Consider the following 15,409-nt stretch of genomic DNA (forward strand, 5'->3'; position numbering starts at 1 on the left):
TACGAAACCGGGAGCCTTTGGCCGTGATGGCGCCGTCCGAACATGTTCTTGATGCCGGAAATGTCGTTTATAAGCAACATTTTTGCGGAACATAGGGCAAATTATGCAAAACGCAACTTGACGCCATGTCACCCCGATGGCAATGGAATCCATCCCCGCGGCATTCCGGGCCGCACCCCGGCAGTCCCCGCACGCGCCTCCAAGTTGGTGCGCCCTGCCGGGCGCACCAAAGAAAAAACGCAGCGCCATGGCGCTGCGTTCCTTCGAGCCGGAAGCGGCTGTCGGTGCCCTTCCCTGCCGAATCCAGAGCGGCCGGGTACCGGCCGCCCTCGCCGGGTCCCCTTATTCAGGCGTCCCCTGCCGGACCGGCGGGTGCAGCACTTCGGGTGCCACGCCTTCGTGCGGGAGGCCGATGTGCTGATCGACCGGCGGCAGCGAGTGGGCAATGCCCTTGTGGCAATCGATGCAGGTCTGGCCCGCGGCGAAGCCGGTCTGGTGCATCTGGTTGGAGCGGCGGCCTTGCACCGAGTAGTCGAAATACTCGTAGTTGTGGCAGTTGCGGCATTCCTGCGAGTTGTTCGCCTTCATCCGCCCCCATTCGTTCTGCGCCAGGCGCAGGCGTTCGGCGGCGAACTTCTCGGGCGTATCGATGGTGCCCATGATCTTGCCGTAGACTTCGCGCGAGGCCTTGATCTTGCGGATCATCTTCGGCCCCCATTCCTTCGGCACGTGGCAGTCCGGGCAGGTCGCGCGCACGCCGGTGCGGTTCTGGTAATGGATGGTGTTGCGGTACTCCTTGAAGACGTTTTCCTCCATCTCGTGGCAGGAAATGCAGAACTTCTCCGTGTTGGTCATTTCCAGGGCCCAGTTGAAGCCGCCCCAGAAGATCACGCCAGCGGCGAAGAGCAGCGCGATGGCAGCCCAGCCGGCGCCGCGAATGCGCTGCATCAGGCTCTTGTTGTTGTCGGTCATGGCGATCCCCGTTGGTCGATGCGTCAGCGCAGCCCTTCCGCGCGCTGGAAACTGTTGCCGACCAGCGGCTTGGCGTCGGTCTGCGGCACGTGGCACTGCATGCAGAAGTAGCGGCGCGGCGAGATGTTCGACAGTTCGCCGCCGTCACGGTCCTTGAAATGGGTCAGGCTGACCTTGGTCGCGTTCGTTTCCTTGTAGCGGCTCCAGGCGTGGCAATCCATGCACTTGTTGAAATTCATCGTGACTTCGTAGCCTTCGACCTTGTGCGGGATCAGCGGCGGCTGCTGTACGTATTCGCGGTCGATCGGCGCCTGGTCGGGCAATTGGCGGAAGTGGCCGACTTGCGGCTCGGGCTCCGCGACGTCGGCTCCGCGGATGCTCTTGACCGTCTGGGCAGTGGCCACTGACGGCATCACCGTGCCGAAGCCGACGGCCGCGACGAGCGCGAGTACCAGATTGCGTGTGATTTTCTTCATGACTCGCTCCTGTTGAATCGGGTCGTAATACGGAAAACGTCTTTGCCGCACACATCCACGCAGCGTCCGCAGGTGGTGCACTCGGCATCCAGAATCAGGGGATGGTCCTGGCCGACGCCTTTCAGCGCCGGACGGATGACCTGGGGTTCGGGGCAGACCGCGAAGCAGTCCATGCAGTCGTTGCAGTCGCGGCGCTTGTCCGCCGACACCTTGACGAGGGAAACCCTCCCCAGCAGGGCATAGAATGCGCCTTGCGGGCACAGGTGGCCGCACCAGCCGCGCGGCGCGATCAGCAGGTCGTACAGGAAGATGCCGCCGACGATGCCCCAGGCCAGGCCGAAGCCGAAGATCAGCCCGCGATGCAGCATCGACACCGGATTCACCCACTCCCAGGCCAGCGAACCGGTCACCGCGGCGATCACCAGCACGAAGCCGAACAGCCAATGGCGGGTGCTGCCCGCCGGCGCCTTGCCGCCTTTCAGGCCGAGGCGGCGGCGCAGCCAGGCGGCGGCATCGGTGACGAGATTCACCGGGCACACCCAGGAGCAGAACAGCCGGCCGCCGAGCAGCAGATAGAAGGCGAGCACGATGCCGCCCCCCAGCAGCGCCTCGCGGTAGGGCCACTGGCCCGCGGCGAGCTGCTGCGCGATCAGGAAGGGGTCGGTCAGCGGCAGCACGCCGAGCGTCAGGCTCGACGACAGGTTGCCCTTGACGATCCACCAGCCGAACCAGGGTCCGGCCAGGAACAGCGCCAGGATGCCCAGTTGCGAGGCGCGCCGCAGCAGCAGCCACTTGTGCGCACGCAGCCAGCCCTTGGCTTCGATCGCCTCGTGCCCGGGCCGCGCCACCACACCGCGCATCGCCGCGCCGCGCACGCTGGTGGGCGGAACCTTGCGTTCCGGCCGAGCACTGGCCGTCTGGCCGGTCGTCGTCTGCGCGTTCATGGCTTCCACCCCGAATCGAGGCCGCCGCCCGGCGGACGGGCAGGCGCATAGTCGGGCACCGCTGGCGCCTGCGGGCCTTCGCCCGGCCGCACGCGGGTGTCGCCGTAGGCCTTGTCTTCCAGGCCGCGCACCGGCAGTTCGAGCTGCTCGCCGATCAGCGATTCACCGGCGGCGTCCTTCTCTTCCCAGCCGCGCAGGTAGTGCTCGGCCCTTGAGCCCTGCGCGAGCTTGATCGGCAGCACCTTGATCGCCGACTCGCCCGGCAGCACACAGGATTTCTCGCACTTGCCGCAGCCGGTGCAGTGCTCGGAATGCACCGTCGGCAGCAGCATCGCGTGGCGGTCCGAGCGCGGGTTGTGCATGCGCTCGAGCGTGATCGCCTTGTCGATGACCGGGCACACGCGGTAGCACACGTCGCAGCGCAGGCCGAGGAAGTTGAGACAGTTCTCCTGGTCGATCAGCACCGCCAGCCCCATCCTCGCCTCGCCGATGTCGGTGAGTGCGCGGTCGAGCGCACCGCTCGGACAGGCGACGACACAGGGGATGTCCTCGCACATCTCGCACGGGATGTCCCGCGCCAGGAAATACGGTGTGCCGGTCGCCACGCCGTCGCCGAGTTCGGCGAGCTTCAGCGTGTCGTAGGGACAATCGCGCACGCACAGGCCGCAGCGCACGCAAGCGGCGAGGAAATCGGCTTCGGCGAGCGCGCCGGGGGGGCGGATCGCGGTCGCCGGCAAGGCCGACGCCTGCTTCGCGTAGATGCCCGCGCCGAGCGCGAGCAGGCCCGCGCCGCCGGCAACGCCCGCCGCATCCTTGAGGAAGCGGCGGCGTGGCGACGGCGCGCCTGCTGCGGCACGCGTGGTCGATTTTACAGTGTCGTTCATGGTCGTTGCGAGCCCGCGCCCGGCACCACCCCCCGGCCGGCCGGGCTACGGCGCTCGCACCTCCTGTGGATCAGGCCTTCATCACCTTGACTGCGCACTTCTTGAAGTCGGTTTCCTTCGACAGCGGGCAGGTGGCGTCGAGCGTGAGCTTGTTGACCAGCCTGGCCTCGTCGAAGAAGGGCACGAAGATCAGCCCGACCGGCGGCTTGTTGCGGCCGCGGGTTTCGAGGCGGGCCGTCATTTCGCCGCGGCGCGATGCGACCTTGACCACCATGCCGCGCTGCAGGCCGCGCTTGTGGGCGTCGTCCGGGTGCATGAAGACCTGGGCTTCGGGCACCGAGCGGTGCAGCTCGGGCACGCGGCGGGTCATCGAGCCGGTGTGCCAGTGTTCCAGCACGCGGCCGGTGCACAGCCACATGTCGTACTCGGCATCCGGCATCTCGGGCGGATCCTGGTAGGGCAGCGCGAAGACGACGGCCTTGTTGTCCTTGTGGCCGTAGAACTTCACGCCTTCGCCGGCCTTGACGTAGGGGTCGTAGCCTTCACGGAAGCGCCACAGGGTTTCCTTGTTGTCCACCACCGGCCAGCGCAGGCCGCGCGTCTTGTGATAGACGTCGAAGTCGGCGAGGTCGTGGGCATGGCCGCGGCCGAAGGCGGCGTATTCCTCGAACAGCCCCTTCTGCAGGTAGAAGCCGAGCTCCTTCGATTCGTCGTTCATGTAGCCCGGGATCGCGTGGGCGTTGGCCTTCTCGACGTCGGACAGCGGGAACTTGTTGACCTGGCCGTTGGCGTAGAGCACGTCGTACAGGGTCTTGCCCTTGTATTCCGGCTTCTTGTCGATCAGTTCGGCCGGCCACACTTCCTCGATCTTGAAGCGTTTGGCGAACTGGATGTACTGCCACAGGTCGGACTTGGCCTCGCCCGGCGCCGACACCTGCTGGCGCCAGAACTGGGTGCGGCGCTCGGCGTTGCCGAAAGCGCCTTCCTTCTCGGCCCACATCGCGCAGGGCAGGATCAGGTCCGCCGACAGCGCGGAGACGGTCGGATAGACGTCCGACACCACGACGAAGGCTTCCGGATTGCGCCAGCCCGGGTAGATCTCGTCATTGATGTTCGGACCGGCCTGCATGTTGTTGGTGGTCGTGGTCCAGTAGCACTTGATCTTGCCGTCCTTCAGCGCCCGGCTCTGGGCCACGGCGTGATAGCCGACCTTGGACGGAATCGTGCCTTCCGGCAGTTGCCACAGCTCTTCGGTGTGCGCGCGATGCGCCGGATTGGTGACGACCATGTCGGCCGGCAGGCGGTGGGCGAAAGTACCGACTTCGCGCGCGGTGCCGCAGGCCGAGGGCTGGCCGGTGAGCGAGAACGGGCTGTTGCCGGGCTCGGAGATCTTGCCCACCAGCAGGTGGACGTTGTAGATCATGTTGTTCACCCAGGTGCCGCGGGTGTGCTGGTTGAAACCCATGGTCCAGAACGAGACCACCTTGCGGTTCGGGTCGGCGTACTGCTCGGCGAGCTTGAGCAGGCGGTCTTCCGGCACGCCGGACAGCTTCGACACCTTTTCCAGCGTGTATTCGGCGACGAAGGCGGCGAAGTCCTCGAAGCTGCAGTCGCGCGCCGCGCCGGTGTCGCCCTTGGGCTTGCCGTCGGCGCCCGGATAGCCGTTGCTGGTGGCCTTGGCCTCGAGCGGATGGTTGGGGCGCAGGCCGTAGCCGATGTCGCCTTCGCCGATCTTGAACTTGACGTTGCGATTGACGAACTCGGTGTTGACCCGATTGGTCTGGATGATGTGGTTGCAGATGTAGTTCAGGATCGCCAGGTCGGTCTGCGGCACGAAGATCATCGGGTTGTCGGCCAGCTCGTAGGAGCGGTGCTCGAAGGTCGACAGCACATGGACTTCGCAGCCTTCCCTGGACAGGCGGCGGTCAGTGATGCGGCTCCACAGGATGGGATGCATCTCGGCCATGTTCGAGCCCCACAGCACGAAGCTGTCGGTGTTCTCGATGTCGTCGTAGCAGCCCATCGGCTCGTCGATGCCGAAGGTGCGCATGAAGCCGACCACCGCCGAGGCCATGCAGTGGCGCGCATTGGGGTCGAGGTTGTTGCTGCGGAAGCCCGCCTTCATCAGCTTGGAGGCGGCGTAGCCCTCCCAGATCGTCCATTGGCCCGAGCCGAACATCGCGATCGACTCCGGGCCGTGCTCCTTCAGCGCGGCCTTCCACTTCTGTTCCATGACGTCGAAGGCCTGGTCCCACGACACCGGCGTGAACTCGCCGTTCTTGTCGTACTTGCCGTTCTTCATCCGCAGCAGCGGCTGGGTCAGGCGGTCCTCGCCGTACATGATCTTGGACAGGAAGTAGCCCTTGATGCAGTTCAGGCCACGGTTGACCGGCGAGTCCGGGTCGCCCTGGGTGGCGACGATGCGGCCGTTCTGCACGCCGACCAGCACCGAACAGCCGGTGCCGCAGAAGCGGCAGGCGGCCTTGTCCCAACGCACCTTGGTGCCGGCGCTGGCCGCACCCTGTGCCTGGGTGACCACCGGAATGCCGATGCCGGCGGTCGCTGCGGCCGCGGCGACCGCATTGCTCTTGATGAAATCACGCCGATTCATGCTCATTTCATTCCTCCGTCAATTCCAGACCGTCATCGGTATATTCGTAAGCCAGCGTCACCGCCTGCACCTTGGGCGCGAGGTTCACCGCGAGGATCGAATCGGTGACCGACCAGCCCTCACCATCCTCGACCGTGACCACGATGCGGCCGACCTCCTCGGAAGAGCCGTGGATCTCGACCCCCGGGATCCGTGCCAGCGCCGCCTTGATTTCCGGAAAATCCGCGGGCAGCGCCCGCAGCACCAGACTTGCAATCTTCATCGTTCGCTCTCTGTCGGAAATTCGTTCGCCACCCTGTCCACCGTCATCGCGATCGCCCGCGTCGGACAGGGCGCGAAGCAGGCACCGCAGCCGGTACAGGCATCGGCGTCCAGTTGCGGCAAGGCCACGCCGCCGAGGCGCGGACGGAAGCGGATGGCCCCCACCGGGCAGCTTTCGCCGCAGACGCGGCATTCGACACCCGACTCGGCGAGGCAGCCGCGGCCGACGCCCGCCTTCAGCGCCCAGGGCGCGCCGCCTTCCGCGCTGCGTACCAGCGCCTGCGGCTCGCAGTGCGCCACGCATTCGCCGCAGAACGTGCATTCGCCGGCACCGGCGGAAAAGTCGACACCGGGAAAGCCGCCATCCGCCCGCAGCAGGATGGCTGTCGGGCAAGCGTCGATACAGGCGTCGCAACGGGTGCAGGCGGCGAGGAAGGCCGCCTCTGCCCGCGCCCACGGGGGACGGACGGCGGGGGCCACCGCGCGCATGCCGCCACGCAGAAAACTCCGACGGGAAAGTGAAGCCGTTTGCACGAAACCTCCGGGCACCCTATGTACTGCGTGCCATATGTATGCCGCCGATTCAAACCCATAGCCGGAGTGCGGTCATTGACCGCCGTCAAGAACGGCGCGAATGCAGGAGGCAGCCCGGCCGTCAGGTGCGCAGGTGCGCCACCGCCCACACCGCGGCTTCGACGCGCGAGCGCAGGTCGAGCTTGCGCAGGATGTGCTTGACGTGAACCTTGACCGTGCCTTCGGCGATGTCGAGCTCGCGCCCGATCATCTTGTTCGACAGGCCGGCAGCGATCTTCTCCAGGATGCGCGTTTCCTGCTCGGTCAGTCCGGCTGCGTCGGGCGACTGCGGCCGGGCCTCGCTGCGCAGCGCCGCGGCCAGCAGGTGGTTGAGCTGCGGCGGAATGACGACGCGGCCGGCGGCGACGTCGGCGAGCGCCTCCAGCATCGCCTCGGGCTCCATGTCCTTCAGCAGGTAGCCGTCGGCGCCGCCGCGCAGCGCGGCGACGACGTCCTCGCCCTGGTCGGACACGGTGATCATCACCACTCGCGGCTCCGGCCGCAGCTGGCGCAGCTGGCGCAGTACTTCCAGGCCGTTCATGTCGCGCATGTTGAGATCGAGCAGCACCAGGTCCGGCTGCCGCGCGCGCGCCATCGCGATGCCGTCCTCGCCGCCGGCCGCCTCGCCCACCAGACGGAAGCCCGGCACCGTCTGCAGCAGCTGGGCGAGCCCCTTGCGGAACAGGGGATGGTCATCGACGATCAGGACGGTTTCGGCGGGCAGTTCGTTCATTGGCGGTTTCCTTGCTGGAACAATGCGGTGGCCGCGAACGCGGGCGAAATGGCAGGCGCCGGCATGGCAACGGACGGCGTGGAAGCCGGCGCGACGGCGGCAGCCTGGAAGCGGACACCGACGCGGGTGCCGCCTTCGCTGCGGCGGCCGATCTCGATGTTGCCGCCGAGGCTGCGCGCACGTTCGCGCATGATCGACAGGCCATGGTGGTCGCGGCCGTCGATCGGTCCGTCGTCGATGCCGACGCCGTCGTCCTCGATCGAGACCGTGACGCAGCCCGCGCCGTCGCACTCCAGGCCCACGCGCGCATGCCGCGCCAGCGCGTGGCGCAGCATGTTCGACAGCGCTTCGCGCACGATCTGCAGCACGTGCACTTCCTGGTTGGGCGTCAGGCTGCAGTCGGCCAGGCGGATGTCGAGCACGATGTCGATGCCCGAGCGTTCGCCGTACTCGGCCACTGCCGCACGCAGCAGGCTGCTCAGGTCTGCGGACAGCTCGAGGCGGAAGGACACCAGCAGCTCACGCAACTGGCGGTAGGCGTCGTTCACCCCGCTGCGCAGGTCGGCCAGGATGGTGTCCGCGTCGGCCAGGCGCGCCGGGTCGGCCAGCGCGCGCTGCAGCAGGCTCATCTGGATCTTCATGTAGGACAGCGCCTGCGCGAGCGAATCATGCAGTTCGCGGGCGATCACCGAACGCTCTTCCTGCAGCGCCAGCAGGCGCTCCTGCTCGCTGCGGCGGGCCGCGCCGAGCGCCATGCCGATGTGGCGCGACAGCGCCTCCACCAACTGGCGCTGCCAGTCTTCCAGTCCGCCGTCGGCCGGCAGGGCCAGGCGCAGCATGCCGTAGTGGTGCTCGCGGTCGCGCAGCGGAAAGCGCAGCAGCTTGCGTTCGCCTTCGACCGCCTCGCCAGCGGTCGAAGGCGCGCGGCAGGCGTTGCAGGCCTCGTCTCCGCGCGCGCTGCGGTCGGCACAGGGGCCGATGGTCGAGGCGATCACCGTTGCCGCCCCGCCCTGGCGGGGCTCGATACAGGCGAAGCTGCCGTTCAGGCCGGCGACGTGGTCGATGTCGCGCAGCGTGGCCTCATACACCGCCGGCTCGGTCGGTGCCTGGTAGAGGCGGGCAATGGCATGGTAGAGCAGCTCCAGCGCGCGGTTGCTGCGCTGCAGTTCCAGCGTCTTCTCGGCCACGCGCTGTTCCAGGGTCTGGTACTGGCGGGAGATTTCGCCCGCCATCAGGTTGAAGGTCGCGCCCACGCGGCCGAGCTCGTCGTGGCCGACGTGCTCCACGCGTGCCGAATAGTCGCCGCGCGCGACCGCCCGCGTCGCCGCCAGCAGGCCGCCCAGCGGCTTCAGCAACGAAGCGCGCAGCACCACCAGCGCCGCGGCGATGACCACCAGCGTGGCGATGATGGCGCCGGCCAGGATCTCGCTCAGGTCGCCGATGCGGGCCTCGGTATCCTGCTCCAGCACGAACACCAGCGTATTGAGCTGGTCGACGAAACGGTCGACGTCGCCGAGCAGGGCCTCGATCTGTCCGGCCGATGCCGCCGGCCCCAGTTGCGCCACGCCCTTCAGGCTGGATCTGACGCTGAGCCGCCACGCCGATTCGACACCGCGATAGGTGGCGGCGAACAGGCCGCCGGGCTCGCGCTGCACGATGCGCTGCAGTTCGGGGTGTTCCAGCACGCGCTCGAAGTCGGCAATGGCGGCCTCCACCCGCGGCAGCGACAAGGTCCCGCTCGGCACTCCCGCGATCACCAGGCTCGCCGCCCGATGGGTCAGCCGCCGCAGCGCGCCGGCGTGGTTGATCGCACTGGCACTGCCCTGCACGCTCTCGGCGACCATTGCCGACGCGCTCATGCCGGCCAGGCTGATCAGCGCGAGCGCGAGCATGGCCAGCGCCACCAGCAGCAGGATCGAATGCCTGACGATCAGGCGCGGCATCGCGAATTTCATGCAGTCCCTCCGGCGTCCCCTCTGCCGACGCCCGCTGTGCTTTTCCTGCGGTCCCGGCCGCGTTCCGGCTCTCCATCCGTGCCGGGTCCGGTCCCGGGCCCGGATTTCCGGCCTACCCCTTTATACCCGCAAGTATCGGGTATCGGCTGGGCCACGAATTTTTCATCCAATGTTTACAGACACTTGCATGCCACCCAGATACCTCTTTGGAGGTATGCCGCGCGCCTGCACCACCGCCACCGAGCCTTGGAGGCATCTACCTCCCTGACTAGACTTGGCTGCAGTCAGCAGGAGCCGATGATGACACGAGCCAAGCCCCCCGCCAGCATCCCCAGCCTGCGCGAGATCGCGCCCTTCGATCTGCTCGGCGGCGCGCGCCTGCACCAGTTGGTCTCCGCCTCGCGCCTGGTGCGCGCGGAACGGGGCGAAATCGTCCTCCAGGCGCAGGATGTTCCCTCCTGTATGCACGTGGTCCTCGATGGCGAAGTGAAATGCCTGCTGCTCGCGCCTTCGGGCAGCGAGAAGCTCATCCGCATCGTCGGTGCGGGCGACATCTTCGCCGAGGAAGCCGCCTTGCTGGGACGCCCGGCCATGGCGATGGCCCAGGCCGGACGCAATACCCGGCTGCTGCAGGTGCCGGTGGCGCTGGTGCGTGAAGCGATGGCCGCCGAACCCGCGTTCGCCGAGGCCATGACCACCCGCCTCGCCGCCGCCAGCTACGAGATGATGATGCACATGCAGCTCTGCATCCAGCTCAGCAGCACCCAGCGCGTGGCGCAGTATCTGGCCCAGTTGGCGCCGCAGGGCGCCGAGCACGCGGAAATCCATCTCGCCGCCGACAAGCAGACCATCGCCGCCCAGCTCAACCTGACCCCCGAGACCTTCTCGCGCGTGCTGTCGCGCTTCGTCCGCGACGGCCTGGTGCGCCCGCAGGGGCGCCGCGGCCTGGTGCTGGACAAGGTCAGCCAGTTGCGGCACGCCGCGGCGCATTGAGCACGCTCTGCTTTTTGACCAGCCACCCACAGGAAACACCGCACCCTGTAGGAGCGGCTTCAGCCGCGAAAGGCGGTTGTTCGCGGCTGAAGCCGCTCCTACGCAAAAAAGCAGCCTGCACTCCAGGCTAACAGGCCGGCAGCGGCTCGACCGCCGCCACATGCGCGGGCACGGCGAACCAGCGCCCGAGCAGGCGCCAGGTGTCGATGTCGAAGCGGCGCGCCCTCCCTATCGTCGGCAATTCCTCGCGCCGCGCCACGCTGCCGAGGTGGCACCACTGGTCGAGGACGTGCCAGGCCTCGCGCCCCGAATGGGCGTCGCGCTCACCGACCACCACCGCACCCGGCCATGGCCAGGGCTTGACGCCGAGCGAGGCCAGGCCCCCCAGCAGCCTGGCGTCGTGTTCCGCCGCCGTTTCCCGGCGGGCGCAGACGCCGGCGCAGCGGCGCGCCTGAAACGCCGAGCAGGCTCCGGCCGTACCCGGCTCCAGACCGAGCCGACGCGGGCACAGACGGTAGAGCAAGGCCAGCTCGCGCAAGCGGTTGTCCGCCTCGCGCCTGTTGCGGAACAGGCCATGCAGGCCCGCCCAGGCGGCGGGGTCAGTGCCGGCGACCGGCACCCGTTCGTAGATCGGCGGGCGCCGGCGATTGTCGATCAGACGTAGCGCAAACGCTTCACCACCGTCTTCGGGCAGGCGGTTCGACGGTGGCCGCAGGCGCTTGACGAGCTCGGCTTCGAGCAGCAACGAGCCGAGTTCGCCGGCCGTCGCTATCCACTCGACACGGCGGGTCCGCTCGCGCAGCTCGGCGTCCTTGCCCTTGCGCGTGCTGCCGGCGAAATGCTCCTTGACCCTTGCCCGCAGGCTGGCGGCACGGCCGATGAACAACGGGCGGTCGATGCGTCCGGGCGGTGGCGCTTCTGCTTCGGCATGCAGGAAATAGAGACCGGGTTCGTCCGGCAAGGCTTCGAGCAAGCCTTCCGGCAGGCCGGGCGGGGAGGCCGGCGCCTTCATCGCGCGCTCGACCGCGTGCTGCAGCACCTCGGGCTCGAAGCGCGCCTGCGCCAACTGCACGAACTGCCACAGCGCCTCGGTGTCGCCCATCGCCCGGTGGCGGGCGCCGCAGTGCAGGCCGTGGCGCTCGATCAGCGCATCCAGCCCATGGCGGTGATGCTCGGGAAACAGCGCCCGCGACAGCTTGACGGTACACAGCACCGGCGCATCGAAATCGCGCCCGATGCGGGCGAAGGCATTCTTGATGAAACCGAAATCGAAACGGGCATTGTGAGCGACGAACACGTGGCCGGCCAGCAAGGCCTGCACCTGGTCGGCGAGTTCGTCGAAGCACGGCGCGCCGGCGACCATTTCGTCGCTGATGCCGGTGATCTGCCGGATCAGCGGCGGGATGGGCGTCTGCGGGTCGACCAGGCTTTCCCAGCGGTCGACGAGCACGCCATCCTCGACGCGGAGGATGGCGATCTCGGTGATGCGGTCGCGTACCGGATGGGCGCCGGTGCTTTCGACGTCGATGAAGGCAAGGCGGCGCGGCAGGCTCATGCGTTCGGCGCCCGGCCCGGCATCGAGGGGAGACGGCTCAGTGATTGGCGTCGTAGTAGTAGGGCTTCACCGGCACGCGCGCTTCCTGCAGGCGCTGCTGCTCCTCGACCGATTGCGGCTTGTCCCACCACAGGGCACGGCCTTTCTTCTGCTCGGCCTGCTCTTCGGGATGCTTGGCCATCCATTCGCGCATGAACTTGGTGTGATCGGATTCGTACATCGCCATCGTCAGCCCCCTTTTCTGAAGTGGCCGCAATTCTAGCAGCCGGCGGCAAAACGCGCCGCTGCGGCGATGCACCGCCCCATGCGCAGAACTCAGACCGCCCGGCCGTCGCCCTTGACGCGGCCGATGCGCACCACTTCCTGCACCCTTCGCACCGCGCGCATGACGCGCGCCAGATGCATGCGGTCACGCACCTGCAAGGTGAAGTTGAGCGCGGTGTAGGCACCCTGCTCGTTGTCCATGTGCACGCTCTGGATGTTGCAGTCTTCCTCGGCGATGGCGCTGGCCACCCGCGCCAGCACGCCGCGCGCGTTGCGCGTCAGCACGCGGATGCCGACGTCGAACAGGCGGTCGTCGCCGGCCTCCCATTCCACATCCACCCAGCGCCCGCGGTCGCCGCGCAGCTTGGCCACGCTCGGGCAGTCGTGGGTATGCACTTCCAGCCCCTGGCCCTTGCGCAGCGTGCCGATGATCGGATCGCCCGGGATCGGATGACAGCAGCGCGCCAGCTGCACCGCGATGCCTTCGGAGCCGCGGATCGTGATCGCGCCCGCCGGCTTCGGCTTGACCACGTCGGGCCGGCCCGACTCCATGTCCTGCGCCTGCGCCAGGCGGCGCGCGATGATCGCCGGCAGGCGCTTGCCCAGGCCGAGGTCGGAGAAGATTTCCTTCTTGTGGCGCACGCCGCGGTCGCGCAGGAAGCGCTCCCAGGCAAAAGTCGAGATCTGGCCCAGGGTCAGGCCATGCGGCCGCAACGCCTGATTGAGCAGGCGCTCGCCCAGCGCGACGGACTCGTCCTGCTGGGCGTTCTTCATGAAATGGCGGATCTGCGCCCGCGCCTTGCCGGTGCGCGCATACGACAGCCAGGCCGGGTTGGGGTTGGCGTGGGCGGCGGTGATGATCTCGACCTGGTCGCCATTGTTCAGCTCGCTGCGCAGCGGCATCAGGTCGCCGTTGATGCGGCAGGCCACGCAGCGGTTGCCGATGTCGGTATGCACCGCGTAGGCGAAATCGACCGGCGTCGAGCCCTTGGGCATCGAGAAGATCGTGCCCTTGGGCGAGAACACATAGACCTCGCCCGGGAACAGGTCGATCTTGACGTGCTCCAGGAACTCGGTGGCCTCACCCGAGGCGGATTGCAGCTCGAGCAGGGACTGCAGCCAGGAATGCGTCTTCTGCTGCAGCTCCGTCAGCGTCTTCTCGTCTTCCTTGTACAGCCAGTGCGAGGCCACGCCGGCCTCGGCGATGTGGTGCATCTCGCGCGTGCGGATCTGCACTTCGACCGGCGTGCCGAAGGGGCCGATCAGCGTCGTGTGCAGGCTCTGGTAGCCGTTGGCCTTGGGGATCGCGATGTAGTCCTTGAACTTGCCCGGCACCGGCTTGTACATCGAGTGCAGCGCGCCCAGCGCGAGGTAACAGCTCGACACCTCGCCGACGATGACGCGAAAGCCGTAGATGTCCAGCACCTGTGAAAACGACAGGTGCTTTTCGACCATCTTGCGGTAGATGCCGTAGAGGTGCTTCTCGCGGCCGCTGACCTCGGCCGAGATGCCCCATTGCGGCAGCCGCTCCTGGATCGCCGTGCTGACCTTGCCGACCACTTCGCGGCGATTGCCGCGCGCCGCGCGGATGGCCTTGGCCAGCACCTGGTAGCGCAGCGGGTACTTGTTGCTGAACGACAGTTCCTGCAGTTCGCGGTACAGGTCGTTGAGGCCGAGCCGGTTGGCGATCGGCGCGTAGATCTCGAGCGTCTCGTTGGCGATGCGGCGGCGCTTGGCCGGGCGCATGTGGCCGAGCGTGCGCATGTTGTGCAGGCGGTCGGCGAGCTTGATCAGGATGACGCGCAGGTCGCTCGCCATCGCCAGCAGCATCTTGCGGAAGTTCTCGGCCTGCGCTTCCTCGTGCGAACGGAACTCGATCTTGTCGAGCTTGGACAGGCCGTCGACCAGCTCGGCCGACACCTTGCCGAAGCGTTCGGCGATCTCCGCCTTGGGGATGTGGGTGTCCTCCATCACGTCGTGGAGGAGCGCGGCGATCAGCGCCTGCGGATCGAGGTGCCAGTCGGCCACCAACGAGGCCACCGCGACCGGATGGCTGACGTAGGGCTCGCCGCTGACGCGGAACTGCCCGGCATGGGCATCGGCGGCGAAGTGATAGGCTGCTTCCACGCGACCCACGTCCTCGGCACGCAGGTAGGTCAGCAGCTTGGTCTTCAGTCCCTGGAAGTCGAGCGACAGCACGCACGACGGCGGCGGGCGGAAAGGTTCCTGAGGGGCGCCCCGCTCGCTCTCGTCCATGTCTAGCCCCTCACGACCCGGCTCAGGCCTGGCCGCGGTTCAGCATCTCCAGCCCGACCTTGCCGGCGGCGACTTCGCGCAGCGCGATCACGGTGGGCTTGTCCTTGTCGGACGGGTCGAGCTCGATCTGCGGCGTGCTGCCGATGGTCAGCTGGCGCGCACGGTAAGTGGCCGCCAGCGTGAGCTGGAAGCGGTTGGGGATCCTCTTGAGGCAATCTTCGACGGTGATGCGGGCCATGTTCAATCCTGTTCCAAAAAGTCGAAATATTCGGGATGGCGCTTGCGCTGGTTGGAATGGCGCAGCCTCGAGGCGCGTACCACGGCAACCAAGTCGTCCAACGCCTGATCGATTTCGTCGTTGATTATAACGTAGTCGAATTCCGCCACATGCCGCATTTCCCCACGCGCGCCCAGCAGGCGCCGGCTGATGACCTCGTCGCTGTCGGTGCCGCGCCCGCGCAGGCGGGATTCGAGTTCCTCCATCGACGGCGGCAGGATGAACACCCCCACCGCTTCCGGGAAGACCTTGCGCACCTGCTGGGCACCCTGCCAGTCGATCTCCAGCAAGGTATCGCGCCCGGCGGCGATCTGCTCGCGCAGCCAGACCTTGGAGGTGGCGTAGTAGTTGCCATGCACCTCGGCCCACTCGAGGAACTCGCCGCGGTCGCGCAAGGCGCGGAAAGCCGGCACATCGACGAAATGGTACTCCCGCCCGTCCTGCTCGCCGGCGCGCGGCGCGCGCGTGGTGTACGAGATCGACAGCTGCACGCGCGCATCGCGCTGCAGCAGGCCGTGCACCAGCGTGGTCTTGCCGGCGCCGGACGGCGCGGTGACGATGAAAAGGGTTCCGGACATGGGGACGCTCGCAAACTCGCAAAAAACACCGCCCGGTGGGCGGTCGAAGGCTGCGATTGTAACGCGGGCGGAACGGA

15 protein-coding genes are annotated in these 15,409 nt (G+C 67.5%); 1 reads left to right on the forward strand and 14 read right to left on the reverse strand.

The annotated features are described in order from the left end of the window. Positions 1-342: 342 nt before the first annotated feature. From ACNQFN_RS21930 to ACNQFN_RS21970, 9 genes are all read right to left on the reverse strand, one after another. Positions 343-972: a NapC/NirT family cytochrome c gene (locus ACNQFN_RS21930; protein WP_068638597.1), complete on the reverse strand. Its 630-nt coding sequence runs from the start codon at positions 970-972 to the stop codon at positions 343-345. 23 nt (positions 973-995) lie between these two features. After that, positions 996-1,448, reverse strand: coding sequence for a nitrate reductase cytochrome c-type subunit (locus tag ACNQFN_RS21935; RefSeq protein ID WP_068638599.1), 453 nt, complete (start codon positions 1,446-1,448; stop codon positions 996-998). Next, positions 1,445-2,392 carry a quinol dehydrogenase ferredoxin subunit NapH gene (gene napH, locus ACNQFN_RS21940; protein WP_068638601.1) on the reverse strand — a complete coding sequence of 316 codons (948 nt, stop codon included), beginning with the start codon at positions 2,390-2,392 and terminating at the stop codon, positions 1,445-1,447. The genes ACNQFN_RS21935 and napH overlap by 4 nt, the downstream gene beginning before the upstream one ends. Beyond that, positions 2,389-3,276: a ferredoxin-type protein NapG gene (napG, locus tag ACNQFN_RS21945; RefSeq protein WP_068638603.1), complete on the reverse strand. Its 888-nt coding sequence runs from the start codon at positions 3,274-3,276 to the stop codon at positions 2,389-2,391. The genes napH and napG overlap by 4 nt, the downstream gene beginning before the upstream one ends. A gap of 70 nt (positions 3,277-3,346) precedes the next feature. After that, entirely contained in the window at positions 3,347-5,893 is a 2,547-nt protein-coding gene (napA, locus tag ACNQFN_RS21950; protein ID WP_068638604.1) for a nitrate reductase catalytic subunit NapA, read from the reverse strand. Between the two features lies 1 nt (position 5,894). Then, positions 5,895-6,149 carry a chaperone NapD gene (locus tag ACNQFN_RS21955; protein ID WP_068638605.1) on the reverse strand — a complete coding sequence of 85 codons (255 nt, stop codon included), beginning with the start codon at positions 6,147-6,149 and terminating at the stop codon, positions 5,895-5,897. After that, entirely contained in the window at positions 6,146-6,682 is a 537-nt protein-coding gene (napF, locus tag ACNQFN_RS21960) for a ferredoxin-type protein NapF (protein ID WP_083953699.1), read from the reverse strand. Before napF ends, ACNQFN_RS21955 begins: the two co-directional genes overlap by 4 nt. Positions 6,683-6,803: 121 nt before the next feature. Next, positions 6,804-7,454: a two-component system response regulator NarL gene (gene narL, locus ACNQFN_RS21965; protein WP_068638607.1), complete on the reverse strand. Its 651-nt coding sequence runs from the start codon at positions 7,452-7,454 to the stop codon at positions 6,804-6,806. Then, entirely contained in the window at positions 7,451-9,409 is a 1,959-nt protein-coding gene (locus ACNQFN_RS21970) for a histidine kinase (protein WP_068638608.1), read from the reverse strand. The genes narL and ACNQFN_RS21970 overlap by 4 nt, the downstream gene beginning before the upstream one ends. Before the next feature lie 297 nt (positions 9,410-9,706). Between ACNQFN_RS21970 and ACNQFN_RS21975 the strand changes: the two genes are divergently transcribed. Continuing rightward, positions 9,707-10,402 (forward strand): Crp/Fnr family transcriptional regulator, encoded by a 696-nt coding sequence (locus ACNQFN_RS21975; protein ID WP_245650973.1) that lies wholly within the window; start codon positions 9,707-9,709, stop codon positions 10,400-10,402. Positions 10,403-10,529: 127 nt separating this feature from the next. On the opposite strand, the gene ACNQFN_RS21980 is transcribed toward ACNQFN_RS21975, so the two are convergent. The 5 genes from ACNQFN_RS21980 to gmk all read right to left on the reverse strand — a co-directional run bounded on the left by ACNQFN_RS21980 (position 10,530) and on the right by gmk (position 15,332). Further along, positions 10,530-11,957: a 3'-5' exonuclease family protein gene (locus ACNQFN_RS21980; protein ID WP_068638610.1), complete on the reverse strand. Its 1,428-nt coding sequence runs from the start codon at positions 11,955-11,957 to the stop codon at positions 10,530-10,532. 37 nt (positions 11,958-11,994) lie between these two features. Then, positions 11,995-12,183: a DUF3460 family protein gene (locus ACNQFN_RS21985; RefSeq protein WP_068638611.1), complete on the reverse strand. Its 189-nt coding sequence runs from the start codon at positions 12,181-12,183 to the stop codon at positions 11,995-11,997. An 89-nt stretch (positions 12,184-12,272) separates the two neighbouring features. After that, on the reverse strand, positions 12,273-14,477 hold the full coding sequence (locus ACNQFN_RS21990) for a RelA/SpoT family protein (protein ID WP_418647552.1): 2,205 nt from the start codon (positions 14,475-14,477) through the stop codon (positions 12,273-12,275). A 22-nt stretch (positions 14,478-14,499) separates the two neighbouring features. After that, entirely contained in the window at positions 14,500-14,715 is a 216-nt protein-coding gene (rpoZ, locus tag ACNQFN_RS21995; RefSeq protein WP_004337176.1) for a DNA-directed RNA polymerase subunit omega, read from the reverse strand. A 2-nt stretch (positions 14,716-14,717) separates the two neighbouring features. Beyond that, positions 14,718-15,332, reverse strand: a complete 615-nt coding sequence (gene gmk / locus ACNQFN_RS22000; RefSeq protein WP_068638613.1) for a guanylate kinase — start codon at positions 15,330-15,332, stop codon at positions 14,718-14,720. Between the last annotated feature and the right edge of the window lie 77 nt (positions 15,333-15,409).

This window comes from Thauera butanivorans, from assembly GCF_048398245.1.
GTDB lineage: Bacteria > Pseudomonadota > Gammaproteobacteria > Burkholderiales > Rhodocyclaceae > Thauera > Thauera butanivorans.

Bases quoted from the DNA above. Each gene is read 5' to 3' on its own strand.
- ACNQFN_RS21930 (WP_068638597.1), bottom strand. From the start codon at position 972: ATGACCGACAACAACAAGAGCCTGATGCAGCGCATTCGCGGCGCCGGC.
- ACNQFN_RS21935 (WP_068638599.1), bottom strand. From the start codon at position 1,448: ATGAAGAAAATCACACGCAATCTGGTACTCGCGCTCGTCGCGGCCGTC.
- napH (WP_068638601.1), bottom strand. From the start codon at position 2,392: ATGAACGCGCAGACGACGACCGGCCAGACGGCCAGTGCTCGGCCGGAA.
- napG (WP_068638603.1), bottom strand. From the start codon at position 3,276: ATGAACGACACTGTAAAATCGACCACGCGTGCCGCAGCAGGCGCGCCG.
- napA (WP_068638604.1), bottom strand. From the start codon at position 5,893: ATGAGCATGAATCGGCGTGATTTCATCAAGAGCAATGCGGTCGCCGCG.
- ACNQFN_RS21955 (WP_068638605.1), bottom strand. From the start codon at position 6,149: ATGAAGATTGCAAGTCTGGTGCTGCGGGCGCTGCCCGCGGATTTTCCG.
- narL (WP_068638607.1), bottom strand. From the start codon at position 7,454: ATGAACGAACTGCCCGCCGAAACCGTCCTGATCGTCGATGACCATCCC.
- ACNQFN_RS21970 (WP_068638608.1), bottom strand. From the start codon at position 9,409: ATGAAATTCGCGATGCCGCGCCTGATCGTCAGGCATTCGATCCTGCTG.
- ACNQFN_RS21975 (WP_245650973.1), top strand. From the start codon at position 9,707: ATGATGACACGAGCCAAGCCCCCCGCCAGCATCCCCAGCCTGCGCGAG.
- ACNQFN_RS21980 (WP_068638610.1), bottom strand. From the start codon at position 11,957: ATGAGCCTGCCGCGCCGCCTTGCCTTCATCGACGTCGAAAGCACCGGC.
- ACNQFN_RS21985 (WP_068638611.1), bottom strand. From the start codon at position 12,183: ATGGCGATGTACGAATCCGATCACACCAAGTTCATGCGCGAATGGATG.
- ACNQFN_RS21990 (WP_418647552.1), bottom strand. From the start codon at position 14,477: ATGGACGAGAGCGAGCGGGGCGCCCCTCAGGAACCTTTCCGCCCGCCG.
- rpoZ (WP_004337176.1), bottom strand. From the start codon at position 14,715: ATGGCCCGCATCACCGTCGAAGATTGCCTCAAGAGGATCCCCAACCGC.
- gmk (WP_068638613.1), bottom strand. From the start codon at position 15,332: ATGTCCGGAACCCTTTTCATCGTCACCGCGCCGTCCGGCGCCGGCAAG.